The following is a 25,669-nucleotide window of genomic DNA, read 5'->3' on the forward strand; positions in this document are numbered from 1 at the left end:
CAACTTGGCTGCGGTTCAGGATGTCGGCGTTCTGCGGCCGGACAGGAGGGGGGGATTCCCTCCCCTCCCCTCGTCCGGCAAGGCAGCGAGTATCAGGCCGCTGCCTTGACCTTGGGCTCGACCAGGGGCACGTTGAACACGTCGTAGCCGAAGCACCAGGACGGATCTTCGTTGGTGCGCAGCCAGGTGTTGTCGTGCGAGATGCGCTGCACCTTGCTGGCGCGCTCGGCACGGTTGGCTTCGTACAGGGCGAAGGCCAGCTCATGGTTGTGCGCGCCGACTTCCTTGAGGCAGCGCGCCAGCATGGCGCCGTCCTCGATGGCCATGGCCGCACCCTGGGCCATGTGGGGCTTCATGGGGTGGCAGGCATCGCCCAGCAGCACCAGGCGGCCACGGCTCCACAGCGGCAGCGGATCGCGTTCGAGCAGCGACCACTTGGTCACTTCCACGGTGGCATCGATCAGTGCCTGCACGGTGGGATGCCAGCCCGAGAAGGCCTCGCGCATCTCTTCCTTGCTGCTTTCCAGCCAGCGGTCGTTGAGATCCCACTTCTCGACGGGCACGCCGGTCACGTAGTACAGCTCGTCGGCCTTGCCGGTGACGAAGTAGGTCATCATGTGGCGGTCATCGCTCCACCACTTCACGCAGGCATCGAAGGGCAGCATGCCGGCCTTGACTTCGGGCGTGGGGAACACGGCGCGGTGGGCCAGGTAGCCCGCGTACTTGGGCAGCTCCGGGCCCAGGAGTTCCTCGCGGATGCGGGAGTTCACGCCATCGGCGCCGATGACGATGTCCGCCTCCTCGGTCGTGCCGTCCGCGAAGTGCATGACCACCACGTTGCCCCGGTCCTCCACCTTGGTCAGGAACTTGCCGTAGGCCATCACGCTGTCGGGCAGGGCCTCGACCAGCAGCGCATGGAAGTCGCCACGGTGCACGGTCAGGTAGCTGGCGCCGTATTCCTTGACGGCGTAGTCGCCCAGCGGGATCTGGGCCAGCACATCGCCCGTCTGCCAGTGGCGGCTGTACCAGTAGTCGGGATGCGAGCCCTGCTCGTTGAGCGCGTCCTCGATGCCGATGCGGCGCAGGATCTTCATCACATTGGGCCCGACGTGGATGCCGGCTCCCAGGCGCGAGAAGCTGGGCGCCTGCTCATAGACGCGGACATTGAAGCCTTCCTGGAGCAGCAGCTTGGCAGCTGCAGCCCCGCCGAGACCGGCGCCGACAACGGCGATTCGAGGGGATTGAGACACAGTTTTCTCCTTGCAGGAATGTTGAAAGCCAGACGGGGCAACCGTTGCTTCGGCGCGTCCTTGCAGGGTGTAGAGCAGGAAGCGTGCCAGGCAACAAAACACTTAATTCAGGTGTATGCGCTTGAATTTTTCAAATCGACGCATGCACCATAGGGCGGCAGAATAAATTGAAGTTCGCCATTTTTGGTGCAATTTCTGCACCAAATCAGTACAAACCCCGAGAAAATTCTCATTTGCAAGGCGGCACGTCTTTTGCAAGAATAAAGCGTACACACTCAGTTGATTCTGATCAGAAACCCTCGAAACTTCGCAAAGGCAAGTCCATGACCAAAACGTTCCGCATCGGCCAGATCGTCCCCAGCTCCAACACCACCATGGAGACCGAGGTGCCGGCCATGCTGCAGGCCCACTCCACGCTGCGCCCGCAGGACCGCTTCACCTTCCACTCCAGCCGCATGCGCATGAAGAAGGTGCAAAAGGAGGAGCTGGCCGCCATGGACGCCGAAAGCGACCGCTGCGCGCTGGAGCTGAGCGACGCGCGCGTGGACGTGCTGGGCTATGCCTGCCTGGTGGCCATCATGGCCATGGGCAAGGGCTACCACCGCGTCTCGCAGCAGCGCCTGACCGAGCGCACGGCCAGCAATGGCGCCACCGCCCCGGTGATCACCAGCGCCGGCGCGCTGGTGGAAGCGCTCAAGGTGATGGGCGCCAAGAAGATCGCCCTGGTGGCGCCCTACATGATTCCGCTGACCCAGCTGGTCATGGACTACGTGGCCGCCGAAGGCTTCGAGATCGTGGACTGGCGCGCGCTGGAGATCCCCGACAACCTGGACGTGGGCCGCCACGACCCCGCCAAGCTGCCCGGCATCGTGGCCGGCATGAACTACGCCGACGCCGACGTGATCGTGCTGTCGGCCTGCGTGCAGATGCCCTCGCTGCCGGCCGTGGCCCAGGTCGAGGCCCAGACCGGCAAGCCCGTGCTGACCGCCTCCATCGCCACCACCTATGCCATCCTCAAGGAACTGGGGCTGGACCCCGTGGTGCCGGGCGCGGGCGCGCTGCTGTCGGGCGCCTATCCCTACGACACCGGCAACAGCGCAGCCAAGGCCTGAGGAACACACGCATGACCAGCCACTCCAGCTCCCCCACCCCCAGCACATTCCGCTACGGCGGCAACGTCCACGCCAACGGCATCCGCCAGCACTACCTGCGCTACGGCGGCGCCGAGGGCGAACGCGCGCAGCGCGACGCCGTCATCCTGATCCCCGGCATCACCAGCCCGGCCGTGACCTGGGGCTTCGTGGCCGAGCACCTGGGTCGCCAGTTCGACACCTATGTGCTCGATGTGCGCGGGCGCGGCCTGTCGTCCTCGGGCCCGGGCCTGGACTACAGCCTCGATGCCCAGGCCGCCGACGTGGCCGCCTTCGCCCAGGCCCTGGGCCTGCAGCGCTGGGCGCTGGTCGGCCACTCCATGGGCGGGCGCATCGCCGTGCGCGCCGCACGCAGCCAGCCGGTGGGGCTCACGCGCCTGGTCATCGTCGATCCGCCGGTCTCCGGCCCCGGCCGCCGCGCCTACCCGGCCGCCCTGCCCTGGTATGTGGACTCCATCCGCCAGGCCACGCTGGGCATGGATGCCGAGGCCATGCGCGCCTTCTGCCCCACCTGGACCGAAGAGCAGCGCCAGCTGCGCGCCCAGTGGCTGCACACCTGCCACAAGCCGGCCATCGTGCAGAGCTTCGAGGACTTCGGCCGTGACGACATCCATGCCGACCTGCCCCGCATCCAGCACCCGCTGCTGCTGGTCACGGCCGAGCGCGGCGACGTGGTGCGCAGCGAGGACGTGGCCGAGTGGCAAGGCCTGGCACCCCAGACCGAGCATGTGCGCGTGCCCAATGCCGGCCACATGATTCCCTGGGACAACGAGGCCGGCTTCTATTCGGCCCTGGGCGATTTCCTCGGCGCGCGGGTGGACTGAATGTCCAACCGCAGCCCACTCCCATCCATCGCGACACCAAGGAGCCGACCATGTCCGTCAGCGATATCGATCTGATCCACGCCTGGAAGCAGGTGCTCACGCTGTCCCGGCTCGAAGCCGGCCAGACCGTCACCGTGCTCACGGGCGCCGACACGCACCCGCAGACGCTGCGCTGCGCCATTGCCGCCTCCAGCGAAATGGGTGCACGCGTCAACCGCCTGGACCTGCCGCCCGTCAACGCCGAAAAATCGCTGAGCCGCGACTCGCTGGCCTACCTTGGCACGACGCCGCTGACCGGCAACCCCGCCGCCATCGCCGCGCTCAAGGCCAGCGACCTGGTGCTGGACCTGATGACGCTGCTGTTCTCGCCCGAGCAGCACGAGATCCTGCAGACCGGCACCAAGATCCTGCTGGCCGTGGAGCCGCCCGAGGTGCTGTGCCGCCTGGTGCCCACCGAGGGCGACCGCGCGCGCGTGCAGGCCGCATCCAAGCTGATCGAGGCGGCCGGGCAGATGCACATCACCTCGGCCGCGGGCACCGACCTGCGCTGCCGCCTGGGCAGCTTCCCGGCCATCTGCGAATACGGCTTCGTGGACCAGCCCGGCCGCTGGGACCACTGGCCCAGCGGCTTCGTGCTGACCTGGCCCGACGAGGGCGAGAGCAACGGCCGCGTGGTGCTGGACCGGGGCGACATCCTGCTGCCCATGAAGGACTACGTGACCGAGCCCATCGAACTCGTCATCGAAAAGGGCTACGTCACGCGCATCAGCGGCGGCCTGCAGGCCGACATCCTCAAGGAGTACATGGCCTCCTACGAGGACCCCGAGGCCTACGCCGTCTCCCACATCGGCTGGGGGCTGCAGCCGCGCGCCCACTGGTCCATGCTGGCCCACTACAACAAGGAAACCCACATCGGCATGGACGCCCGCGCCTTCGAGGGCAACTTCCTGTGGTCCATGGGCCCCAACAACGAGGCCGGGGGCAGCCGCACCACGGCCTGCCACATCGACATCCCCATGCGCCACTGCTCGGTGGCGCTGGACGGCAAGCCCACGGTCATTGACGGCGTGGTGCAGGACGAGGAAGGACTGGCGCGCGCCGCCAAAAGGTCCAAGCAAGGAAAGGACATCGCATGACCACGACAACCACCGGCCAGGCCCCCGGCGCGCAGAGCGTTCCCACCGAGGGCGTGCAGGGCGACATCTCTGCCTACGCGCGCCAGGGCTTCGGCACGCCGCTGCCGCTCAAGGCCCCGTTCGGCCTGCTCATCATCGACTTCGTCAACGGCTTTGCCGACCCGGCCGTCTTCGGCGGCGGCAACATCCCCGAAGCCATCGCGCAGACGCAGCACCTGCTGGCCCATGCACGCGAGCGCGGCTGGCCCGTGGCGCACAGCCGCATCGTGTTCTCGGACGACGATGCCGACCACAACATCTTCTGCCTGAAGGTGCCCGGCATGCTGACCCTGAAGGAAGACAGCCCCAACAGCGCCATCGTGCCCCAGCTGGCCCCGGCCGCTGGCGAATACGTGGTGCGCAAGAGCACGCCTTCGGCCTTCTTCGGCACCATGCTCGCACCCTGGCTGGCCCAGCGCGGCGTGCAGACCCTGCTGGTGGCCGGCTGCGTGACCAGCGGCTGCGTACGCGCCAGCGTGGTCGATGCCATGCAGTCGGGCTTTCGCCCGCTGGTGGTGGCCGACTGCTGCGGCGACCGCGCCCTGGGCCCGCACGAAGCCAATCTGTTCGACATGGCCCAGAAGTACGCGGCCGTGATGCCGCTGAGCCAGGCCATCGCCGACACCGACGCCCTCGCCGCAGGTTGATCCCACCGCGCCAACGCGCCTATGGGGCCGGCCCTGCGCAGCCGGCCCCGGAGTGCATAACATGCACAGGGCACGCCTGAAAGCGCGCCCGCGAAGAACACCGCCCCATGAACCTGCCCCAGCCCCAAGCCCTGCACGCACAGCTGCTCACGCGCGCCGACACCCTGCTCGTGGTGCGCCAGCCCGTGGCGCCGCCGCGCCCTGCGCCCGGCCAGCCCGGCACGGCCACCGACTATGTGCAATCCACGCCCGAGGTCTTCGTGGCCGTGCTGGCCGACGAAGCCGCGCCCCAGGGCTGGCGCGCCCTGGCCTTCAACGGCCATGTGGACCTGGGCACGGGCATACGCACGGCCCTGGCGCAGATCGTGGCGGAAGAACTCGAAGTGCCTTTGGCGCGCCTGGACATGGTGCTGGGCCACACGGCCGCCGCGCCCAACCAGGGCCCGACCATTGCCAGCGCCAGCATCCAGATCTCGGCCGTGCCGCTGCGCCGCGCCGCCGCCCAGGCGCGCGAGCAGCTGCTGGCACTGGCCGCGCAGCAATGGAGCGTGGCGGCGGACCGGCTCCAGGCGCGCGAAGGTGCGGTGCGCTTTGCCGATGGCAGCGATGCCCGCGAACTCGGCTATGGCGATCTGCTGCGCGGCCAGCAATTGCAGCTGACGCTGGCCCCGCCCGATCAGGAAGTGAAGCTCAAGCCCGCCAGCGAATACCGGCTGGTCGGCCGTGGCGCGGCGCGCGTGGACATCCCTGCCAAGGCCACGGGCGAACTGAGCTTTGTGCACGATGTGCGCGTGCCCGGCATGCGCCATGGTCGCGTCATCCGCCCTCCGCACCCGGGCCGTGACGGCGGCGATTTCATCGGCCGCTGCCTGGTGGCCGTGGAGCGCGACTCCGTGGCCCACCTGCCCGGCAACGTGCAGGTAGTCACCGAGGGCGACTTCGTCGGCGTGGTCGCCGACCGCGAGGAACAGGCCATTGCCGCCATGCGCGCGCTGCGCGTGCAATGGCACTCCGTGCCGCCGGCGCCCGATCTGTCTGACTTGGCCGCAGCCATCCGCGCCAATCCGGCCCAACACCGTGCGCTGGTGGACCAGGGCACTGTGGACGACGCCTTCGCGGGCGTCGACACGGGTGCGGCCACCGAACTGCGCCGCAGCTACGTCTGGCCCTACCAGATGCATGCCTCCATCGGCCCGTCCTGCGCCGTGGCCGATTTCAGCGAGGGCCGTCTCAAGCTCTGGGCCGGCACGCAGAACCCCCACATGCTGCGCACCGACCTGGACCGCCTGCTGCAATTGGGGGAAGACCGCATCGAGATCGTGCGCCTGGAGGCGGCCGGCTGCTACGGCCGCAACTGCGCCGACGATGTCTGCGCCGACGCCGCCCTGCTGTCCATGGCCGTGGGCGCGCCCGTGCGCGTACAGCTCACGCGCGAGCAGGAACACCAGTGGGAGCCCAAGGGCACGGCCCAGCTCATGGACGTGAGCGCGGCCATCGATGCCCGGGGCGAACTGCTGGCCTACGACTTTGCCGTGCGCTACCCCTCCAACGACGCGCCGCTGCTGGCCCTGCTGCTCACGGGCCGCATCCCGGGCGAGCCGCGCACGCTGGAGATGGGCGACCGCACGGCCGTGCCGCCCTACCGCTATGCCAGCCAGCGCATCACCTGCCATGACATGGCGCCCATCGTTCGCTCGTCCTGGCTGCGCGGCGTCTCGGCCCTGCCCAATTCCTTTGCCCACGATTGCATGATCGACGAGCTGGCCCATGCGGCCGGTGCCGACCCCGTGGACTACCGTGTTCGCCACCTCGATGACCCGCGCGCCGTCGAGCTGATCGAGGCCACGGCACGCCACGCGGACTGGCAGCAAAACCAGCCGGGAAGCCGGGGCCGCCCCGGCGCCGACGGCCTGCTGCACGGGCGCGGCGTGGCCTATGCGCGCTACATCCACAGCCGATTTCCCGGCTTCGGCGCGGCCTGGGCCGCCTGGGTCATCGACATCGACGTGGACCCCGCCAGCGGCCGCATCACCGTGCGGCGCCTGGTCGTGGGCCAGGACACGGGAATGATGGTCAACCCCGACGGCGTGCGCCACCAGATCCACGGCAACGTCATCCAGACCCTGAGCCGCAGCCTGATGGAGAAGGTCGCCTTCAATGCGCAAGGCGTGGCCAGCCGCGAATGGGGCAGCTACCCCATCATCGGATTCCGCGACCTGCCCCCCATCGAAGTGGTGCTGATGCCGCGCCAGGATGAGCCCCCCATGGGCGCAGGCGAATCAGCCTCGGTCCCCGGCCCGGCCGCGCTGGCCAATGCGCTGTTCGACGCCACCGGCCGGCGCTTCTATGCCGCGCCGTTCACGCCCGACGTGGTGCGCGCCGCACTGAATGCCGCGCCGAACGCCACGCCAGAGACTGCACAGCCCGCCTAGTCTTTCAGCGCCCCCGCATGCCGCAGGCACTGCGCACGCCAACCGGCGTCGTCCTGCAGTTGCAGCGCCGCCTGCAGCGCGCGCGTGGGCGCCACGCCCTGCTGGGCCATGAAGCCTATGGGCGTGACCAGTTCGGGCGAGCGCAGCGGCCGGGCCACCAGGCCCGGCATGTGGCGCACCGTGGCCACCATGGCGCCGGGCAGCACGGTGGTCATGCCATCCGTTCCTTGCGCCACGGCCATCACCAGGGTCAGCACGGAGTTGGTTTCCATGGCGGGCTGCACGGCCATGTCCACGGCGGCGAAGGCCTCGTCGATCACCGTGCGGTTGTGCATGTCGGGCGTGAGCAGGCACAGCGGCATGCCGGCCACTTCGCGCCAGGCGATGTCGGCGCCAAAGGCAAAGGGCCGACCCTCGCCCTGCCCATCGCGGCACTCGCGGCACAGCAGGTAGTAATGCTCCTCGTACTGGGGCCAGGACTGCAGGCGCGGGCCGCGCGGCGGCATGCGCGCGCTGTAGCCCAGGGCCAGGTCCAGCGACAGGTCTTCGAGCCCGCTCTCGATCTCGGCCGAGCTCATGGACAGCACCACGGGCGTGATGCCCGGATGGTGCTCGCGCAGCAGGGCCGCAAAGCGCGTGAGCATGGGCATGGCCGTGGGCACGGCCGCCATGCGCAGCTGCCCGCGCAGCGCGCCGGCGGCGGCGCTCAGTTCCTGGCGCAGGCCTTCCTCGGCCCGCAGCATGGCCAGGGCCGTGGCCAGCACCTGATCGCCCTCGGGCGTGAAGCCCGCGAACGAGCGGCCCCGGCGCACGATGACCGTGCCGAACTCCTCCTCCAGCGCGCGAAGCGCATTGGACAGCGCCGGCTGGGTGATGTGGCATGCCAGCGCCGCGCGGCCGAAATGGCGGTGCTCGTTGAGCGCCGCCAGATACCGCATCGAGGTCAGCAGGTTCATGCCGGCAGCGCCAGAAGGGTCAGGTTCCCTGGCTCACCGTGATGGTGGGGAACTTGCTCGTGAAATCGCGTGCCTTGAGCGCCACCTTCACGGCCAGGTCGCGCGCCACCTTCTTGTAGATCTGCGCGGCTTCGCTGTCGGGCTCGGCCACCACGGTGGGCTTGCCGCTGTCGGCCTGCAGGCGGATCTGCAGCGACAGGGGCAGGGCGCCCAGGTAGTCGATGCCGTACTCGGCCGCCATCTGCTTGCCGCCCTCGGCGCCGAAGATGTGCTCCACATGGCCGCAGTTGGTGCAGACGTGGGCCGCCATGTTCTCCACCAGGCCCAGGATGGGCACGCCCACCTTCTCGAACATCTTCACGCCCTTCTTGGCGTCGATCAGCGCGATGTCCTGCGGCGTGGTGACGACCACGGCGCCCGTCATGGGCACGCGCTGGGCCAGCGTCAGCTGGATGTCGCCGGTGCCGGGCGGCATGTCCACCAGCAGGTAGTCCAGATCCTTCCAGTTGGTCTGGCGCAGCATCTGCTCCAGCGCCTGCGTGGCCATGGGGCCGCGCCAGATCATGGCCTGGTCGTTGTTGACCAGGAAACCGATGGACATGACCTGCACGCCATGGCTTTCCATGGGCTCCATGGTCTTGCCGTCGGGGCTTTCGGGGCGGCCGGAGATGCCCATCATCATGGGCTGGCTGGGGCCGTAGATGTCGGCGTCCAGGATGCCCACGCGCGCGCCCTCGGCGGCCAGCGCCAGCGCCAGGTTGGCCGTGGTCGTGCTCTTGCCCACGCCGCCCTTGCCGGACGAGATGGCGATGATGTTCTTGACGCCCGGCAGCAACTGCACGCCGCGCTGCACCGCATGCGCGGCGACCTTGGACGTGATGTTGACCGAGACATTGCCCACGCCCTCGACGGTCTTGGCCGCCGCGACGAACTGGCCGCGCAGCGCCGGCACCAGGCTTTGCGCCGGATAGCCCATCTCCACGTCGAAGGCCACGTCGGCCCCCGTGACCTGCAGGTTGCGCAGGGCGCGGGTGCTCACATAGTCCTTGCCGGTGTGGGGGTCGAGCACGCTGGAGAGCGCGGCCAAGAGCGCTTGTTCTGTGACTGCCATTGCTTTGATTACTCCTAGAGCCGGATAGTCTATCCAAGGCACCATCCCCTCGCTCACGCGAGACAATGCGGGCCTTGCTGCCTTTGCGGCCCCTGTTCCCGCCTTTTTCCGCGAAAGATCCGCCCCGTGAAATTCAAGATGGCCCACAACTCCCTGTTCGCGATCCTGCTGCGCTCGCGCTGGTGGATCAGCATCGCGCTGGCCGCGCTGGTGACCCTGGTGTCCACGGCGCTGCTGCCCAAGGACATCGCGCCGTTCGCCGCCATCACCGCCCTGCCCTTCTTCGGCATAGGCTGCGTTGCCGCCTGGCGCCAGCTGCGCGCGCCCAGCCCCGCCAAGGTGGAGCAGGCCCTGGAGATCGCCGCCCAGCAAAGCTGGCGCGAGTTCGCCGATCGGCTCGATCGCGCCTGGCAGGCCGAGGGCTACACCGTGACCCGCCTGTCCGACAAGGAGGGCGCCGACTTCGTGCTGGAACGCGAAGGCCGCACCACCGTGGCCAGCGCCAAGCGCTGGAAGGCCGGCGTGCACGGCATGGAGCCGCTGCGCGCCCTGCTGGCCGCAGGCCAGGCGCGCGATGCGGCCACGGTCTGCTACCTGTCGCTGCAGCCGCCGGCCGAGAATGCAGCCGCCTGGGCCAAGCAGCAGGGCATCGCCCTGATCTCCGGCAAGGACCTGGGCTCCCTGCTGGCCAAGGCCTGATCCCTTCGGGGTCATCCCCTGATCTGAGGACGGCCGGCGCGCGGCACACTCCAGGCATGCCCGATGCCGCGCCCTCACCCGACTCCAGCCTCCCTCCCCCCAGCACCGGACTGCTGCTCAGCGGCGGCGGCGCACGCGCCGCCTACCAGGCCGGCGTGCTGGAGGCCATTGCCGAAATACGCCGCGCCTGCGGCCAGCAGCATGGCCCCAATCCCTTCCCCATCCTGGTCGGCACCTCGGCCGGCGCCATCAACGCGGCCGCCCTGGCCTGTGGCAGCGACCATTTCGACCGGGCCGTGCGCCGCATGTCGCGCATCTGGCGCAACCTGCGGCCCGAGGACATCTACCTGTCCGACTCGCTGAGCGTGCTGCGCAGCGGCGCGCGCTGGCTGACCCTGCTGTCGCTGGGCTGGGCCCTGGCGCGCTGGGGCCGCATGCGCCCGCGTTCGCTGCTGGACAACCAGCCGCTGGGCCGGCTGCTGTCGCGCGGCCTGGTTCCGCTGGAGCGCCTGCCGCAATTGATCGCGGATGGCCACCTGCGCGCGCTGGCGGTGTCCGCCTCCAGCTACACCACCAGCGAGCACGTGACCTTCTGCCAGGCGCAGGACCAGCTCCAGCCCTGGGTGCGCAACCAGCGCAAGGCCGCGGCCGCCCAGATCACGCACGCGCACCTGCTGGCCTCCTCGGCCATCCCCTTCATCTTTCCGGCCACGCCGCTGCCGCTGGACGGCGCCACCGAATACTTCGGCGACGGCTCCATGCGCCAGACCGCGCCGCTGGCGCCCGCCATCCACCTGGGCGCCGAGCGCATCCTCGTAGTGGGCGCGGGCCGGCGCACCGAGCCGCCGGCCAGGCCGCCGCCAGAAGGCGCAAGCTACCCGTCGCTGGCCCACATCGCGGGCCACACGCTGTCGAGCATCTTCCTGGACGCCCTGTCCCTGGACGTGGAGCGCGCCGAGCGCATCAACCAGACCCTGGCTCTGATCCCGCCCGCCGACCGCGAACGCAGCCGGCTGCGCCCGCTGCAGTTGCTGGTCATCTCGCCCTCCGAGCGTATAGACGCCATCGCCGCGCGCCACGTGGGCCAGCTGCCGCTGCCCATGCGCACCCTGCTGGGCGCCCTGGGCGTGCGCCAGGACGCCAGCGACCCGCGCGGCGCCGCCCTGGCCAGCTACCTGCTGTTCGAGCGCAGCTTCACCCGCGAACTCATGGCCCTGGGCCGGCGCGACGCGCTGGCGCGGCGCAGCGACATAGAGCAGTTCCTGGGCTGGCAACGGCCGCTGGTCGCCAACTGACGGCCTGCAGCCAACAGGCCTAGCGCAGCGAAGGCCCGCAACAACTCCCTGGTATGTCGGCCTGCACGGAAAAGCCATCGCCGCCCCACAACCGCCCAGCCCTTCTAGAATGTCAGGTTCCCCCGAGAAAGCCGCCATCCATGACCGCACGCAAACTCTTCGTCACCACCGCCCTGCCGTACGCCAACGGCAACTTCCACATCGGCCACATCATGGAATACATCCAGGCCGACACCTGGGTGCGTGCGCAGCGAATGCAGGGCAACGCGGTCAACTTCGTGGGTGCCGATGACGCCCACGGCGCGCCCATCATGATTGCGGCCGAGAAGGCCGGCAAGACGCCCCAGCAGTTCGTGGCCGACATCGCCGCAGGCCGCAAGCAGTACCTGGACGGCTTCCACATCGCCTTCGACAACTGGCACAACACCGACGCGCCCGAAAACCATGTGCTGGCCCAGCAGATCTACAGGGACCTGAAGGCTGCCGGCTTCATCGAGACGCGCACCATCGAGCAGTTCTTCGACACCGAGAAGAACATGTTCCTGCCCGACCGCTTCATCAAGGGCGAATGCCCGCGCTGCCACGCCAAGGACCAGTACGGCGACAACTGCGAGGTCTGCAGCGCCGTCTACGCGCCCACCGACCTGATCAACCCCTACTCGGCGCTGTCCGGCGCCAAGCCCGTGCTCAAGAGCTCGGAGCATTTCTTCTTCAAGCTGTCGGACCCGCGCTGCGTGGAGTTCCTGACCGAGTGGACCCAGGACGGCCAGCATGTGCAGCCCGAGGTGGCCAACAAGATCAAGGAATGGTTCGGCGTGCGCACCAACCCGGACGGCACGACCAGCGAGGGCCTGGGCGACTGGGACATATCGCGCGACGCGCCCTACTTCGGCATCGAGATCCCCGATGCGCCGGGCAAGTACTTCTACGTCTGGCTGGACGCGCCCGTGGGCTACCTGGCCTCGCTCAAGAACCTGCTGGACCGCCGTGGCGAGGACTACGAGGCCTACATGGCCGACCCCACGCTGGAGCAGTACCACTTCATCGGCAAGGACATCATCACCTTCCACACGCTGTTCTGGCCCGCCATGCTCAAGTTCAGCGGCCGCAAGACGCCCACCAAGATCTGCGTGCACGGCTTCATGACCGTGAACAACGGCGAGAAGATGAGCAAGAGCCGCGGCACCGGACTGGACCCGCTCAAGTACCTGGGCCTGCAGATGAACCCCGAGTGGCTGCGCTACTACCTGGGCGCCAAGCTCAACGGCAAGAATGAAGACATCGACTTCAACCCCGATGACTTCATGGCCCGCGTCAACTCCGACCTGATCGGCAAGTACGTGAACATCGCCTCGCGCGCGGCCGGCTTCATCGCCAAGCGCTTCGGCGGCAAGCTGGGCACGGTCAGCGAAGACGGCCAGGCCCTGCTGGCCCAGCTGCGCGGCCAGAGCGAGGCCGTTGTCCAGGCCTTCGAGAACCGCGACACGGCCCGCGCCGTGCGCGAGATCATGCAGCTGTGCGACCGCGTCAACGAATACGTGGATGCCAACAAGCCCTGGGAGCTGGCCAAGCAGGAAGGCATGGACGCCCGCCTGCAGGACGTGTGCACCACCTGCATCGAGGCCTTCCGCCTGCTGACCATCTACCTGAAGCCCATCCTGCCGGCCGTGGCCGAACAGGTGGAAGGCTTCCTCAACGTGGCGCCGCTGCAGTTCGCCGACGCACAGAACCTGCTGGGCGCCGGCCATGCCATCGGCCTGTACAAGCACCTGATGCAGCGCGTGGACGTCAAGCAGCTGGAGGCCCTGTTCGAGGCCCCCGAGCCCGTGGTCGAGAAGGTCCTGCCCGGCGGCGAGGAGATTGCCGAAACCATCGGCATCGACGACTTTGCCAAGGTGGACCTGCGCATTGCCAAGATCGTGGAATGCAAGCCCGTGGAAGGCTCGACCAAGCTGCTGCAGCTCACGCTGGACGTGGGCGAAGGCAAGACACGCAACGTGTTCTCCGGCATCTCCAGCATGTACCAGCCCGAGCAGTTGCAGGGCAAGCTCACCGTGATGGTGGCCAACCTGGCGCCGCGCAAGATGAAGTTCGGCATCTCCGAAGGCATGGTGCTGGCCGCCAGCCACGCCGATGAGAAGGCCAACCCCGGCATCTACGTGCTGGAGCCCTTCCCAGGCGCCACACCCGGCATGCGTATACATTGAAATGCCCCCTGAGTCGCTTCGCGCCTTCCCCCTGAAGGGGGGCATACGGGCACCCGGCGACACCCTCGGTGCGGGGCGGCGCGGCCGGCGTAGGCCCTTCCTCGGCGTCCCTGACTTAGGCTCTGCCGGTTTCAAAGATTGCGCACAGTGTGTTGGACGACAATCATGAAGTCTGCAAAGTCCCGCAAGCCCTCACGGTCCCCGGCCCTGGGGGCTTTTCTTTGCCTGTGCGCCGCGGCCCTGCTGTCCGGCTGCACCGTGGTGGCCGTAACGGCCACGGCGGTCAGCGTCACGGCCTCGGCCGTGGGGCTGGCCGCGGATGCGGCCGTGGGCACGGTAAAAATCGTCGGCAAGGGAGTGGGCAAGGCCGTCGATGCGATGAGCGATGACGGGGCAGCCGCAGACAACAGCGGCATCACGGTCCGCTACCGCACGCCCGATGGGCAGCCTTTGACGCCCTGAGGCTACTGCCCGGCGTAGCGCCCGGGCCGGTGGCTCACGGCCAGGAACACGCCCATGATCACGGCCGCCAGCACCGACCAGGCCACGCGCTCGAAGGGCACGACCCACAGCGCCAGCAGCACCACGCAACAGTCGATGGCCATCTGCACCTTGCCGGCGCGGATGCCGTAGCGGTCCTGCAGGTAGAGCGAGGCAATGGTGGCGCCGCCCAGGCTGGAACGGTGGCGCGCCAGGAACAGCAGGCCCGAGCCCATGAGCAGGCCGCCCGCAATGGCGGCAAAGGCCGGGTGCAGGTAGTCGATGTGGATGAGGCGCGGCCCCATTTCGGTGATCAGCGACAACGCGCCCACGCAGATGAAGGTCTTGACCGTGAAGGTGCGGCCCACGCGCGTCCAGGCAAACCAGTAGAACGGGATGTTGATCGCGAAGAAGATGAGGCCGAACGGCCAGCCCGTGGCGTAGTGCAGCACGAAGGCCAGGCCCGCCGTGCTTCCCGTCAAAAGCCCCGCCTGGGCGAACATCATCATGGCGATGCCCACGAACAGGGTTCCGGTGAAGAGGGCCTGGACATCCTCGAAGAGGCCATGGCGCAGCGAAGCGGTGGCCGGGACAGGCGCAGCAGGCGCGGCAGCGGGTAGGGAAGGCGTGGACATTGTCGGGGTGATGACAGATCTATCGTCGCAAAGGCCCCGGTTCGGGGCCTTCACCGTACCCATGGGGTGTCATAGGTACAAACCCGGATTCTAGAGATTGTTGCCCCGGCGCGCTGTGGCGTGCAGGGTACAGCGCATCGCAGGATGCTTGCAGGAACTTGCAAGGGCCTGCTGTCAGGCGCCGCCGTGCAGTTTCTCGCGGCCCGCGCTGCGCAGCACGCGGCCGTCAGGCCCGAAGGTCACGGTGAACTCCATGTCGCGCGTGGGGGGATCGATGTAGTTCCAGTCCCAGTCGGTTTCCTGCTTGAGCTGGTAGGGCGTGATCTTGGCGGGCTTGCCCAGCATGCGGCGCACCTGCTCCTCGTCCATGCCGGGGCGGATCTTCTCGAAGTTGTGCGGCGCCAGCACCTGGCGCAGCGCGCTCATGCGGCCATCGGTGCCGATGGTGATCATGTAGTTGCGGCTGCCGGCGGGCTGGCGGTTGTACTCGAAGGTGCGCGAGCCGTCGGGCTCGGTCCAGATGCGTTCGGGCTCGCCAAAGCGGGCGCGGACGTCGGCCTCGGTGGACAGGCCTTCTTCGAGTTCCTTGATGTTTTGGGGATCGCAGCCGGGCAGCGAGAGCATGCCCATCACGGCCACGGCAACCCCCAGAAGACGGGAGACTAGGTTCATCGGCGGTGTCCCGGTAAAATCACGCGATTCAAGAGGTTATCAGACTATGTCATTCTTTCGCCGCCCCGACTATCGCTCCGACGCCACCAACTTCATCAACGACCTGAAGAAGCAAAAGCCCGAGCTGCCCAGCCAACAGCTGGCCGGCCGCTCGCTGCTGTGGGACAAGGACGTGAACCACGAAGTCTGGGAAGACCTGCGCGCCGGCCGCGTGGACCAGAAGCCCTACGTCTACCAGACGAACTCCTGATTGCCCATGCGATGAAAAATCAGCCTGTTCCCACCGTGCACCCTGCGCATGCGGCATTCGCCCAGGCAGCAAGGCATGGCCGAGGCTGAATCCGCGCTGGCGCCTGCGGGCGCCTCCGCCACATCCCCCCCTCCTGGCGACGGCACCCCGGTCGTGATCGACCAGGTGGCTTTGGCGCGCCTGTACGGCGAGCCGCTGTTCGCCCTGCCGCAGGACCTGTACATCCCGCCCGATGCGCTGGAGGTCTTCCTCGAAGCCTTCGAAGGGCCGCTGGACCTGTTGCTGTACCTGATCCGCAAGCAGAACTTCAACATCCTCGACATTCCCATGCTGGACGTGACGCGCCAGTACATGCGCTATGTCGACGAGATCCGCAGCCGCAACCTCGAGCTGGCGGCCGAGTACCTGCTGATGGCGGCCATGCTCATCGAGATCAAGTCGCGCATGCTGCTGCCGCCCAAGAAGCAGGAAGGCGGCGAAGAGGCCGAGGACCCGCGCGCCGAGCTGGTGCGCCGGCTGCTCGAGTACGAGCAGATCAAGCTCGCTGCCCACCAGCTCGGCCAGGTGCCGCACTACGGGCGTGACTTCCTCCGGGCCCAGATCCACATCGAGCAGAACCTGCAGCCGCGCTTTCCCGATGTGGATGTGGCCGAGCTGCAATCGGCCTGGCGCGACATTCTCAAGCGCGCCAAGCTCGTGCAAAGCCACAAGATCACGCGCGAGGAACTCTCGGTGCGCGAGTACATGAGCCAGGTGCTCAAGGCCCTGCAGGGCCGGCGCTTCGTCGAGTTCGAGACCCTGTTCCAGCCCGAGAAAGGCTCGACCGTGCTGGTCGTGACCTTCATCGCCCTGCTGGAGCTGGCCAAGGAAACGCTGATCGAGATCACCCAGGCCGAAGCCTTTGCGCCCATCTACGTGCGCCTGGCCTATACGCCCGTCTAGCGGGCACGGACACAGGCACGCGCACACCGACAGGCCGGCTCCACCGGCCTCCATGCACCATGACTTACAGCGTCAAAGAAATCTTCTACACCCTGCAGGGCGAGGGCGGCCAGGCCGGCACGCCGGCCATCTTCTGCCGCTTTGCGGGCTGCAACCTCTGGACCGGCCGCGAGCAGGACCGCGCCAGCGCCATCTGCCAGTTCTGCGACACCGACTTCGTGGGCACCGACGGCACGCTGGGCGGCAAGTTCGCCACGGCCGACGCCCTGGCCGAACGCATTCTGTCCCAATGGCCGGCCGGCGACAGCCAGCACCGCATGGTGGTGCTGACCGGGGGAGAGCCCCTGCTGCAGGTGGACGAGCCCCTGATCGCCGCCCTGCATGCGCGCGGCTTTCGCATTTCCGTGGAAAGCAATGGCACCGTGGCCGCGCCCGAGGGCATCGACTGGCTGTGCATCAGCCCCAAGGCGGGCGCCGACTGGGTGCAGCGCAGCGGCCAGGAGCTCAAGCTGGTCTGGCCGCAGCCCGGCTTCGATCTGCAGGCCATCGAGGCCGGCACCCGTTTCGACCGCTATTTCCTGCAGCCCATGGACAACGTCCTGCAGGCCGACAACACGGCCGCCTGCATAGCGCAATGCCTGCAGCGCCCGGCCTGGCGCCTGAGCCTGCAGACCCACAAGCTCACCGGCATCCGCTGATTTTTGCCATGCAGTTCACCGTACACCAGCGCTTTTTCTTCGATGCCGCCCACACGCTGGAGCGCGCCATCGAAACCGAGAGCAGCCGCCGCATCCACGGCCACACCTACTATGCCGAAGTCAGCGTCACCGGCCCGCGCAACCCGGACAACGGCATGGTGATCGACCTGGGCTACCTGCGCTCGCGCCTGAAGACCCTGGGCGACGCGCTGGACCACCGCTTTCTCGACGAAATCCCCGGCCTGGGCAAGCCCACGCTGGAAAACCTGTGCCTGTTCATTGCCGATTCCCTGGCCGACCTGCAGCCCGCTCCCAGCCGCATCCGCGTATGGCGCGACAGCATCGGCGATGGCTGCGTGCTCGACCTGAACTGAAGCCAGGCCCCACAGCGGCGCCGCTGCCGTTGAACAACTTCACGGCCTTCATGGGATTTCTCCTTCGCATATAGACTTGGTGGCTTTTTTTGCCAGCCCAGGCCCCATCAAGACCGCGCAAAGCGCCCCTCGAGAGACAAAACATGTTCCGCACCCTGCTCAAATCCAAGATCCACCGCGTCAAGACCACGCAATGCGAGCTGCACTATGAAGGCTCCTGCGCCATCGACGAGGATCTGCTGGACGCCGCCAACATCGTCGAGAACGAGCAGGTGCACATCTGGAACATCGACAACGGCGAGCGCTTCGTCACCTATGCCATCAAGGGCCAGCGCGGCAGCGGCATGATCTCGGTCAACGGCTCGGCCGCGCGCCGCGCTGCCGTGGGCGACCTGCTGATCATTGCGTCCTTCGCCCAGGTGCATGAGACCGACGTGGCCACGCACCAGCCGCAGCTGGTCTTCGTGGACGATGCCAACCGCCAGGTCGAACTGCGCCACCACGTTCCCACGCAGCAGCTGTGAGCTGCGCTGCGGTGTGACAATCGCGCGATGACTCAATCGCTTGCCGCCCGCAGCCTTGCGGCTGTGTGGCACCCCTGCACCCAGATGAAGCGGCACGAGGCCGCGCCCCCCATCGCCATCGCGCGCGCCCAGGGGCCCTGGCTCCACGACACCGAAGGACGCCGCTACCTGGATGGCGTCAGCTCCTGGTGGGTCAACCTCTTCGGCCACAGCCATCCGCACATCCAGGCCGCGCTCACCGACCAGCTCGCCCGACTTGACCATGTGATGCTGGCCGGCTTCACGCACGCGCCCGTGGTCGAGCTGTCCGAACGGCTGGCCACGCTCACCGGCCTGGGCCACGCCTTCTACGGCAGCGACGGCGCATCGGCCACCGAGATCGCCCTCAAGATGAGCGCCCATTACTGGCGCAACCTGGGCCGCCCCGCCAAGAGCCGCTTTGCCGGCCTGGCCGGCGGCTACCACGGCGAAACCGTGGGCGCGCTGGCCGTGACCGATATTCCCATCTTCCGCGAAGCCTATGCCCCCCTGGTGCGCCTGGCCGACACCGTGCCCAGCCCCGATGCACGCGGCGCGCAAGGCGGCGAAAGCCCGGCCGATGTGGCACGGCGCGCCGCCGAAGGCCTGCGCCAGTGGCTGGAGCAGCACCACGAGACCACGGCCGCCCTCATCGTCGAGCCGCTGGTGCAGTGCGCGGCCGGCATGGCCATGCACGACCCCGAATACCTGCGCCTGGCGCGCGCCCTGTGCGACCGCTACGAGGTGCACCTGGTGGTGGACGAGATCGCCGTGGGCTTCGGCCGCACGGGCAGCATGTTCGCTCACCAGCAGGCCGGCATACGGCCGGACTTCATCTGCCTGTCCAAGGGCCTGACGGGCGGCACGCTGGCCCTGTCGGCCGTGCTGACCACCGAGACCGTCTACGCCGCCTTCTACGACGATTCCGTGGCGCGCGGCTTTCTGCACTCGCACTCGTACACCGGCAACCCGCTGGCCTGCCGCGCGGCCCTGGCCACGCTGGAGCTGTTCGAGCAGACCGATGCCATCAACGCCAACCTCGCGCTGGCGCAAAGGCTTGACGGCGCCTTCACCCCTTTGAACCAGCACGCCCGCGTGCGCCACGCACGGCGCCAGGGAATGATCTGGGCCTGGGATGTGCAGACCTCCCTGCCCGATTTCTCGCGCCGCTACAGCGCAGCCGCACTGGAGCGCGGGCTGCTGCTGCGCCCTATCAGCAACACCCTCTACGCCATGCCTCCCTATTTGCTGGACGAAGAAGCCGTGCAGCACCTGGCGGCCAGCGCGCTGGCCGCCCTTGAAGACACCCTGGCCCAGGAGAACCATTCGTGAACGCCCACCGCACCATTGGCTGCTTTGTCACCGGCACCGACACGGGCGTGGGCAAGACCCTGGCCTCCTGCGGGCTGCTGCATGCGCTGGCCCGCCACCATGCCCGCGTGGTGGGCATGAAGGCCGTGGCCGCAGGCGCCGAGCCCGACGGCCACGGCGGCTGGGCCAATGAGGACACGCTGGCGTTGCGCGCCGCCTCCACCCTGGCCGTGCCGCCCGAACTGGACAACCCCGTGCTGCTGCCCGATCCCATGTCGCCGCACATCGCCGCGCAGCGCGCGGGCCGCTCCATAGAGATCGCACACATCGTGGACAGCTACCGGCGCCTGGCCGAACAGGCCGACGCCGTGGTGGTGGAAGGCGCGGGCGGCTTTCTCGTGCCGCTGTCCGACCAGCTCTCGGGCGCCGACCTGGCCTGCGCGCTGGACCTGCCCGTGGTCATGGTCGTGGGCCTGCGGCTGGGCTGCCTGAACCACGCTGCCCTCACGGCCGAGGCCATTCGCGCGCGCGGACTGCGCCTGGCCGGCTGGATTGCCAGCCGCGTGGACCCCGCCATGCTGGTGCCCGAGGAAAACATGGCCTGGCTGCGCCAGCACCTGGACCGGCAACTGCAGGCGCCGCTGCTGGCCGATATCCCCTTCCAGCAGCACCCCGACCCGCGCGCCACCACCTACACCCTGCCGGAGCAATGGCAATGAGCGGCTCCTGGCTGGACGACATCCCCGCGCGCATCGCCGAGCTCGACGCGGCCCACCTGCGCCGCCGCCGCCGCGCCACGGCGCCGCTGCAGGGCGCCGCCAGCGGCGCCCACATGGAGGTGGACGGCCACCCCATGCTGGCCTTTTGCAGCAACGACTACCTGGGCCTGGCCGGCCACCCCACCCTGGTGCGCGCCGCCTGCGCGGGCGCCCAGGCCTTTGGCGTGGGCTCGGGCGGCTCGCCCCTGGTCAGCGGCCACAGCACGGCCAACGCCGCGCTGGAGGAGCAGCTGGCGCACTTCGTGCAACTGCCGCGCGCGCTCTACTTCTATGCGGGCTACGCCACCAATGCCGGCATCGTGCCGGCCCTGGTGGGCGCGGGCGATGCCCTGTTCTCCGATGCGCTCAACCACGCCTGCCTGATCGACGGCGCCCGCCTGTCGCGCGCCCAGGTCCACCGCTATGCCCATGCCGACCTGGGCGATCTGGCCGCGCAACTGGCCGCCAGCACGGCCCGGCGCAAGCTGGTCATCAGCGATGCCGTGTTCAGCATGGACGGCAATGTGGCCGACATCCGCGGACTGCTGGCGCTGTGCGAGCAGTACGACGCACTGCTGCTGCTCGACGACGCGCATGGCTTCGGCGTGCTGGGCCCACAAGGCCGGGGCAGCCTGGCCGAGGCGGGACTGACGGGTGCAAACGCCTCGCCGCGCGTGCTCTACATGGCCACGCTGGGCAAGGCCGCTGGCGTGGCCGGTGCCTTTGTCGCGGGCAGCGACATGCTGGTCGAATGGCTGCTGCAAAAGACGCGCAGCTACATCTTCGCAACCGCCGCGCCGCCCATGCTGGCCAGCGCGCTGCAGGCCAGCGTGGCCCTGATCGAGGCCGAGGACGAGCGCCGCGAGGCCCTGGCCGAACGCATTGCCGAGCTGCGCGCCGGCCTCACGCCACTGCTGGCGCGCACGGGCTGGCAGCTGCTGCCTTCGCGCACCGCCGTGCAGGCCCTGGTCATAGGCTCCAACGCCACGGCCCTGGCCGTGATGGAAGGCCTGCGCGAGCGCGGCCTGTGGGTGCCCGCCATCCGCCCGCCCACCGTGCCCGAAGGCACGGCGCGGCTGCGCATCGCGCTGTCGGCCTCCCACACGCGCATCGACGTGCAGCTGCTGCTGACGGCGCTGGACGAGGTCTCGCGCCTGGCCCCACCCCTCCCCTGAATCCCTCTTCACCACCGGAACGGAGACATCCATGCCCCATCTCTACGTCGAATACACCGACAACCTCGCCGGCCTGCCCGGCCAGCAACTGCTGACCGAACTCAATGCCTTCGTCTGCGGCCACCCCAGCATCCTGGACGAGGCCGACGTCAAGGCCCGCCTGCTGCCGGTCAGCCAGTTCGAGATCGGCTCGGCACCGGCCAACCGCGGCTTCGTCCACGTGCAGCTGCGCCTGCTGGCGGGCCGTACCGACACGGCCAAGAAGGAACTGTCCGAAGGCATTGCCGCGGTGCTGCGCCGCCTCACGCCCCAGCCGGCCGGCATGATGGTCCAGCTCAGCGTGGAAATCGCCGACATGGACAAGCCCAGCTACTACAAGGGTCGCCTGTAAGGCAGGCGCCGGGCCTTGTCCGCCGTGAGCACCCGCGCACGCTGCGCACAATGCCTGCGCCCTGAGCGCACCTGCCTGTGCCCCCTGGTGCAGCCGGTGCCGCATGCGGTGCAGCTGCTGGTGCTCCAGCATCCCGAGGAAGAACTGCAGGCCAAGGGCACGGGCCGGCTGCTGCACCTGTGCCTGCCCGCCAGCCGCCTGGCGGTGGGCGAGGCCTTCGAGCCAGCGCAGTTGCAGGCACTGCTGCACGCGCCCTGGCAGGCCGGCGACGCCCCGCGGCAGGCTGTACTGCTCTATCCGGAAACGCCGCACGGCGATCAGCTGGGCCTGGCCAGGCAAGCGCCCTGGCCGCAGCCCGCGCCATGCCCCGAGGACCTGCGCCTGGTGGTGCTGGACGCCACCTGGCGCAAGAGCCGCAAGATGCTCTACCTCAACCCCGGCCTGCAGGCCCTGCCGCGCCTGGCACTGCAGGGCGACCTGCCCGCCTCGCGCTACGGCGCCCTGCGCAAGGCCCATGCGCCGGGCCAGCTGTCCACGCTGGAGGCAGCGGCCTGCGCGCTGCAACGGCTGGCGCCTGCCGGCCCGTCGCTGCAGCCGCTGCGCGATGCGTTCGAGGGGCTGCTGTCCCTGCATGCCCTGCACAGGCCCGAATGAAAAAACGCCTCGGGGAACGAGGCGTTTTTCATGGCGGCCGGCCCTGCTTCAGTTTTCCGGCGTGATCTTGGCGAACTTGACCAGTTCGGCGTACTTGCCCATGTCGGTACGGATGATCTGGGACAGGTTTTCGTCGCCCGTGGCTGCAATGATGCCCGCCCCTTCCAGGCGCGCGCGCATCGCCGGATCGGCCAGGCCCGCCTTCAAGGCCTTCTGCAGGCTGGCCACCACCTCGGCAGGCAGGTCCTTGGGCCCCACCAGCCCGAACCAGCCGCTCAGCGCATAGCCCTTGAGCGCCGCGTTCTCGCCCAGCGCGGGCACGTCCTTCATCATGGCGATGCGGTGGGCCGTGGTCACGCCCAGGGCCTTGATCTTGCCGCTCTGGATGAACGGAGCCGCCACCGAGGGAGAGACGATGGCGAAATCCAGGTTGCCGCCCGCCAGGTCGCTGGTCATCGCGGCCGATCCCTTGTAGGGCACATGGACGATGTCCACCCCGGCAATCTTCTTGATCAGCTCGCCCGAGAAATGCGGCGTGGACCCGATGCCCGGGCTGCCGTAGCTGTACTTGCCGGGATGGGCCTTGGCCAGGGCGATGAACTCGTCGATGGTCTTGGCCGGCATCTTGGTGCCGGCCACCCACAGGTTGGGCAGCACGCCGGTCAGCGCGATGCCGGTCAGGTCCGTGGCCGGGTCGTACTTCTGCGCGGCGTTGACGAACTTCGTGCCCGCCAATTCGTTGCTGGAGCCTGCGAGCAGGGTATAGCCGTCGGCCTTGGCACCGACCACGCGCTGCGCGCCCACCACGCCGGCGGCACCGGGCACGTTGTCGACCACGACGGTCGCATTGAGGTGCTTGGCCAGGATGTCACCCACCACGCGCCCCACCAGGTCGACCGAGCCGCCTGCCGCGTAGCCGACGACGACGCGAATGGGCTTGTTGGGATAGGTGGTCTGGGCGCACAGCGGGCCCGCCGCCAGGACAGCCGCGGCGCTGATCAGCGCGCGGCGGGAAAAACGGAATTCATGCATGGATCGATCTCAGGGGAGACAGGCATAAGCCAACAATCAAAATGATATTGCTCAACAATATTCACCGATTGTCTGACATTGCCTTGTGGAATCCATCCCTGAAAACCATGAGTTCCACCCCTGGCCTGCAGCTCAGCGCAGAACTGCCGGCAGCCAGCCGCGCAGGCTGTTGACGAAGGCCCAGCCCTGCACGCGCGGCAGATCGTCCAGCCGCACCGGGTGCTCCACCACGCGGCCCTCGTCCAGCGCCACCGCGCGGCCCACGCCGGGCAGCAGGCCGCTGGACAGCGGCGGGGTCACCCAGCGGCCCGCCAGCAGCACGGCGATGTTGCCGCGCGTGCCCTCGGTGATCTCGCCGTCCTCGTTGTGGAGCACGGTGTCGAACACCGAGGCATCGGTGGGCTGCAGGCTGTCGTAGTGCGCGCGGCGCGAGGTCTTGAAACGCACCCAGTCGCCATGCGCCACCGCATTGGCGATGGGCCGGTCGGCCAGCGCCAGCCGAACAGGCGTGGCGGAAGGCGGCAGCGGCGCCGCCTGGGTCTGTATCCGCCCCGTGGCATCCAGCGCCAGGCGCACGCGCCAGTGGCCGCTGGCATGCGCCTGGCGCAGCTGCTGCAGTGCCTGCTCCAGCACGTCATCCGTGCAGGGACGGCCGAAATGCCGCGCCGCGTCCTGCATGCGCGTCACATGGCGCTGCAGGTGGATGAAACCGCCATCCCGCAGGGCCAGGGTTTCCAGAATGTCGAAATCCAAGTCCGTATCCGCCATGGCTGCACGCCCTTTCACACCTTGTCCAGAAAAGCCCTCTTGTGGCGCCATTCCTGCCATTCGGCAGGCGCCTCGGCGCCCGAGGTGATGCCGCTGCCGATGCCGCAGCGCAGTTCCGTGCCACGCGCCACCACCGTGCGTATGGGCACATTGAAGGTGGCGTGCACGCGCCCCGCGGCGATGCCGGGCCGCACCACGCCCACGGCGCCGCAGTACACGCCGCGCGGACCCGATTCCAGCTCGTGGATGAGCCGCATGGCCTGGCGCTTGGGCGCACCCGTGATGGAGCCGCAGGGAAACAGTGCCGCAAACACGTCCGCCAGGCCCGTGCCGGGCCGCGTGCGCGCCTGCACGTCGGACGTCATCTGCCACACGGTGGGCAGGGGTTCGGCATGGAACAGGCGCGGCACCTGGACGCTGAAAGGCTCGGCAATGCGCGAGACATCGTTGCGCAGCAGGTCCACGATCATCACGTTCTCGGCCCGCTCCTTGGGCGAGGACCGCATGGCCTGGACGTTCGCCTCGTCTTGTGCAGGCGTGGCGCCACGGGGCGCCGTGCCCTTCATGGGGCGCGTGAGGATGCGCTCGCCATCCCAGTCGAAGAACAGCTCGGGCGAGACGGACAGCACCTGCTCGTCGCCGCTGTCCATGCAGGCCACGTAGCCGCCGGGCTGGGCACGGCGCAGCGCGGCGAACAGCGATGGAATGTCGCCCAGCAGCCGGCCCATGAACTGGGCCGTGTAATTGATCTGATAGCAGTCACCGGCCGCAATCGCCTCGTGGATGCGCGCGATGGCGGCATCGAAATCGGCACGCTCCAGGCCGGGCTGCCATTGCACCTGAGATTGCGCCTGAGCTTGCACCTGAGGGCCGGCATCGACTGCATCCGCGTCTTCAGGCCAGGGCCGGGGGCCGTCGAAGACGGCAAACCAGGCCAGCGGCTCGCCTGGCGGCGTGGCATGCAAGGCGCCCGCGTAGGCCGCGTCAAAGGCCGCCGCCGCCTCGTAGCGTACCCAGCCCAGGCACCACAGGCCGGCCTGGGCGGCCTGCTGCACGGCGTCAAGCACACCGCGCACCTGCTCGGGCGCATGGGCGGCCAGGCTGCGCAGCGGCGGCCCGAAGCCATGGCGCAGCCGGGCGGCCGAACCGTCATGGGGGTTGGGAAAATCGATCAGAAACTTCACAAAACGGCCGTCAACGCATGCTGTACTTGCATCAGCAGCTTCGCTATCGATAGCAG

27 protein-coding genes are annotated in these 25,669 nt (G+C 68.5%); 19 read left to right on the forward strand and 8 right to left on the reverse strand.

Features of this window, described 5'->3' with window-relative positions; translation table 11 throughout:
• Window positions 1-92: 92 nt before the first annotated feature.
• Window positions 93-1,250 carry an FAD-dependent monooxygenase gene (locus BW39_RS24315; protein WP_012203778.1) on the reverse strand — a complete coding sequence of 386 codons (1,158 nt, stop codon included), beginning with the start codon at window positions 1,248-1,250 and terminating at the stop codon, window positions 93-95.
• 323 nt (window positions 1,251-1,573) lie between these two features.
• Here BW39_RS24315 and BW39_RS24310 point away from each other — a divergent pair, with 323 nt between their 5' ends.
• The 5 genes from BW39_RS24310 (at window position 1,574) to BW39_RS24290 (ending at window position 7,479) form a co-directional block, all read left to right on the forward strand.
• Entirely contained in the window at window positions 1,574-2,362 is a 789-nt protein-coding gene (locus BW39_RS24310) for a maleate cis-trans isomerase family protein (RefSeq protein WP_043824574.1), read from the forward strand.
• Between the two features lie 11 nt (window positions 2,363-2,373).
• Entirely contained in the window at window positions 2,374-3,225 is an 852-nt protein-coding gene (locus BW39_RS24305) for an alpha/beta fold hydrolase (RefSeq protein ID WP_043824575.1), read from the forward strand.
• Between the two features lie 50 nt (window positions 3,226-3,275).
• Window positions 3,276-4,361, forward strand: coding sequence for a hypothetical protein (locus BW39_RS24300; protein ID WP_012203775.1), 1,086 nt, complete (start codon window positions 3,276-3,278; stop codon window positions 4,359-4,361).
• Window positions 4,358-5,047 (forward strand): N-carbamoylsarcosine amidohydrolase, encoded by a 690-nt coding sequence (locus BW39_RS24295; RefSeq protein ID WP_034390799.1) that lies wholly within the window; start codon window positions 4,358-4,360, stop codon window positions 5,045-5,047. Before BW39_RS24300 ends, BW39_RS24295 begins: the two co-directional genes overlap by 4 nt.
• A gap of 107 nt (window positions 5,048-5,154) precedes the next feature.
• Window positions 5,155-7,479: a xanthine dehydrogenase family protein molybdopterin-binding subunit gene (locus tag BW39_RS24290; protein WP_043824577.1), complete on the forward strand. Its 2,325-nt coding sequence runs from the start codon at window positions 5,155-5,157 to the stop codon at window positions 7,477-7,479.
• Here the strand turns inward: BW39_RS24290 and BW39_RS24285 are convergent.
• The gene (locus BW39_RS24285) at window positions 7,476-8,435 is read right to left on the reverse strand and encodes a LysR family transcriptional regulator (RefSeq protein ID WP_043824579.1); all 960 of its coding nucleotides are present in this window, start codon (window positions 8,433-8,435) and stop codon (window positions 7,476-7,478) included. The two genes, BW39_RS24290 and BW39_RS24285, sit on opposite strands and share 4 nt — an antisense overlap.
• A 19-nt stretch (window positions 8,436-8,454) precedes the next feature.
• Window positions 8,455-9,546: an iron-sulfur cluster carrier protein ApbC gene (gene apbC, locus BW39_RS24280; protein ID WP_012203771.1), complete on the reverse strand. Its 1,092-nt coding sequence runs from the start codon at window positions 9,544-9,546 to the stop codon at window positions 8,455-8,457.
• 138 nt (window positions 9,547-9,684) lie between these two features.
• Here apbC and BW39_RS24275 point away from each other — a divergent pair, with 138 nt between their 5' ends.
• From BW39_RS24275 to BW39_RS24260, 4 genes are all read left to right on the forward strand, one after another.
• The gene (locus BW39_RS24275) at window positions 9,685-10,245 is read left to right on the forward strand and encodes a restriction endonuclease (protein ID WP_043824673.1); all 561 of its coding nucleotides are present in this window, start codon (window positions 9,685-9,687) and stop codon (window positions 10,243-10,245) included.
• Window positions 10,246-10,301: 56 nt separating this feature from the next.
• Window positions 10,302-11,540, forward strand: coding sequence for a patatin-like phospholipase family protein (locus tag BW39_RS24270; protein WP_013803901.1), 1,239 nt, complete (start codon window positions 10,302-10,304; stop codon window positions 11,538-11,540).
• Window positions 11,541-11,680: 140 nt separating this feature from the next.
• The gene (gene metG, locus BW39_RS24265) at window positions 11,681-13,747 is read left to right on the forward strand and encodes a methionine--tRNA ligase (RefSeq protein WP_043824580.1); all 2,067 of its coding nucleotides are present in this window, start codon (window positions 11,681-11,683) and stop codon (window positions 13,745-13,747) included.
• A gap of 165 nt (window positions 13,748-13,912) precedes the next feature.
• A complete protein-coding gene (locus BW39_RS24260; protein WP_043824581.1) occupies window positions 13,913-14,209 on the forward strand; it encodes a hypothetical protein in 297 nt (98 codons plus the stop codon).
• Window positions 14,210-14,211: 2 nt separating this feature from the next.
• On the opposite strand, the gene BW39_RS24255 is transcribed toward BW39_RS24260, so the two are convergent.
• Window positions 14,212-14,862, reverse strand: coding sequence for a YitT family protein (locus BW39_RS24255; RefSeq protein WP_043824582.1), 651 nt, complete (start codon window positions 14,860-14,862; stop codon window positions 14,212-14,214).
• Window positions 14,863-15,036: 174 nt separating this feature from the next.
• A complete protein-coding gene (bamE, locus tag BW39_RS24250; RefSeq protein WP_012203765.1) occupies window positions 15,037-15,534 on the reverse strand; it encodes an outer membrane protein assembly factor BamE domain-containing protein in 498 nt (165 codons plus the stop codon).
• A 46-nt stretch (window positions 15,535-15,580) separates the two neighbouring features.
• On the opposite strand from bamE, the gene BW39_RS24245 reads away from it, so the two are divergent.
• From BW39_RS24245 to BW39_RS24200, 10 genes are all read left to right on the forward strand, one after another.
• Complete coding sequence (locus BW39_RS24245) at window positions 15,581-15,784, forward strand: DUF3460 family protein (protein ID WP_012203764.1); 204 nt, start codon at window positions 15,581-15,583, stop codon at window positions 15,782-15,784.
• A gap of 75 nt (window positions 15,785-15,859) precedes the next feature.
• The gene (locus tag BW39_RS24240) at window positions 15,860-16,726 is read left to right on the forward strand and encodes a segregation and condensation protein A (protein ID WP_013803906.1); all 867 of its coding nucleotides are present in this window, start codon (window positions 15,860-15,862) and stop codon (window positions 16,724-16,726) included.
• A gap of 59 nt (window positions 16,727-16,785) precedes the next feature.
• Complete coding sequence (gene queE / locus BW39_RS24235; RefSeq protein ID WP_034390787.1) at window positions 16,786-17,424, forward strand: 7-carboxy-7-deazaguanine synthase; 639 nt, start codon at window positions 16,786-16,788, stop codon at window positions 17,422-17,424.
• Between the two features lie 8 nt (window positions 17,425-17,432).
• Entirely contained in the window at window positions 17,433-17,798 is a 366-nt protein-coding gene (locus tag BW39_RS24230) for a 6-pyruvoyl trahydropterin synthase family protein (RefSeq protein ID WP_012203761.1), read from the forward strand.
• Window positions 17,799-17,941: 143 nt separating this feature from the next.
• On the forward strand, window positions 17,942-18,322 hold the full coding sequence (gene panD / locus BW39_RS24225; RefSeq protein WP_012203760.1) for an aspartate 1-decarboxylase: 381 nt from the start codon (window positions 17,942-17,944) through the stop codon (window positions 18,320-18,322).
• Window positions 18,323-18,349: 27 nt separating this feature from the next.
• Window positions 18,350-19,672, forward strand: coding sequence for an adenosylmethionine--8-amino-7-oxononanoate transaminase (bioA, locus tag BW39_RS24220; RefSeq protein ID WP_043824584.1), 1,323 nt, complete (start codon window positions 18,350-18,352; stop codon window positions 19,670-19,672).
• Complete coding sequence (gene bioD, locus BW39_RS24215; RefSeq protein ID WP_043790591.1) at window positions 19,669-20,370, forward strand: dethiobiotin synthase; 702 nt, start codon at window positions 19,669-19,671, stop codon at window positions 20,368-20,370. Before bioA ends, bioD begins: the two co-directional genes overlap by 4 nt.
• On the forward strand, window positions 20,367-21,584 hold the full coding sequence (bioF, locus tag BW39_RS24210) for an 8-amino-7-oxononanoate synthase (RefSeq protein ID WP_043824586.1): 1,218 nt from the start codon (window positions 20,367-20,369) through the stop codon (window positions 21,582-21,584). The genes bioD and bioF overlap by 4 nt, the downstream gene beginning before the upstream one ends.
• 31 nt (window positions 21,585-21,615) lie before the next feature.
• Window positions 21,616-21,975 carry a 5-carboxymethyl-2-hydroxymuconate Delta-isomerase gene (locus tag BW39_RS24205; protein ID WP_012203756.1) on the forward strand — a complete coding sequence of 120 codons (360 nt, stop codon included), beginning with the start codon at window positions 21,616-21,618 and terminating at the stop codon, window positions 21,973-21,975.
• Between the two features lie 15 nt (window positions 21,976-21,990).
• Window positions 21,991-22,629 carry a tRNA-uridine aminocarboxypropyltransferase gene (locus tag BW39_RS24200; protein ID WP_043824588.1) on the forward strand — a complete coding sequence of 213 codons (639 nt, stop codon included), beginning with the start codon at window positions 21,991-21,993 and terminating at the stop codon, window positions 22,627-22,629.
• A gap of 48 nt (window positions 22,630-22,677) precedes the next feature.
• Here the strand turns inward: BW39_RS24200 and BW39_RS24195 are convergent, their stop codons facing one another.
• The 3 genes from BW39_RS24195 to pabB form a co-directional block, all read right to left on the reverse strand.
• Window positions 22,678-23,661 carry a Bug family tripartite tricarboxylate transporter substrate binding protein gene (locus BW39_RS24195; protein ID WP_043824590.1) on the reverse strand — a complete coding sequence of 328 codons (984 nt, stop codon included), beginning with the start codon at window positions 23,659-23,661 and terminating at the stop codon, window positions 22,678-22,680.
• Between the two features lie 132 nt (window positions 23,662-23,793).
• Complete coding sequence (locus BW39_RS24190) at window positions 23,794-24,414, reverse strand: aminotransferase class IV (protein ID WP_235264273.1); 621 nt, start codon at window positions 24,412-24,414, stop codon at window positions 23,794-23,796.
• Between the two features lie 29 nt (window positions 24,415-24,443).
• Window positions 24,444-25,613 (reverse strand): aminodeoxychorismate synthase component I, encoded by a 1,170-nt coding sequence (gene pabB, locus BW39_RS24185; protein WP_043824593.1) that lies wholly within the window; start codon window positions 25,611-25,613, stop codon window positions 24,444-24,446.
• Window positions 25,614-25,669 lie beyond the last annotated feature (56 nt).

It is taken from the genome of Delftia sp. RIT313, from assembly GCF_000632165.1.
GTDB lineage: Bacteria > Pseudomonadota > Gammaproteobacteria > Burkholderiales > Burkholderiaceae_C > Comamonas > Comamonas acidovorans.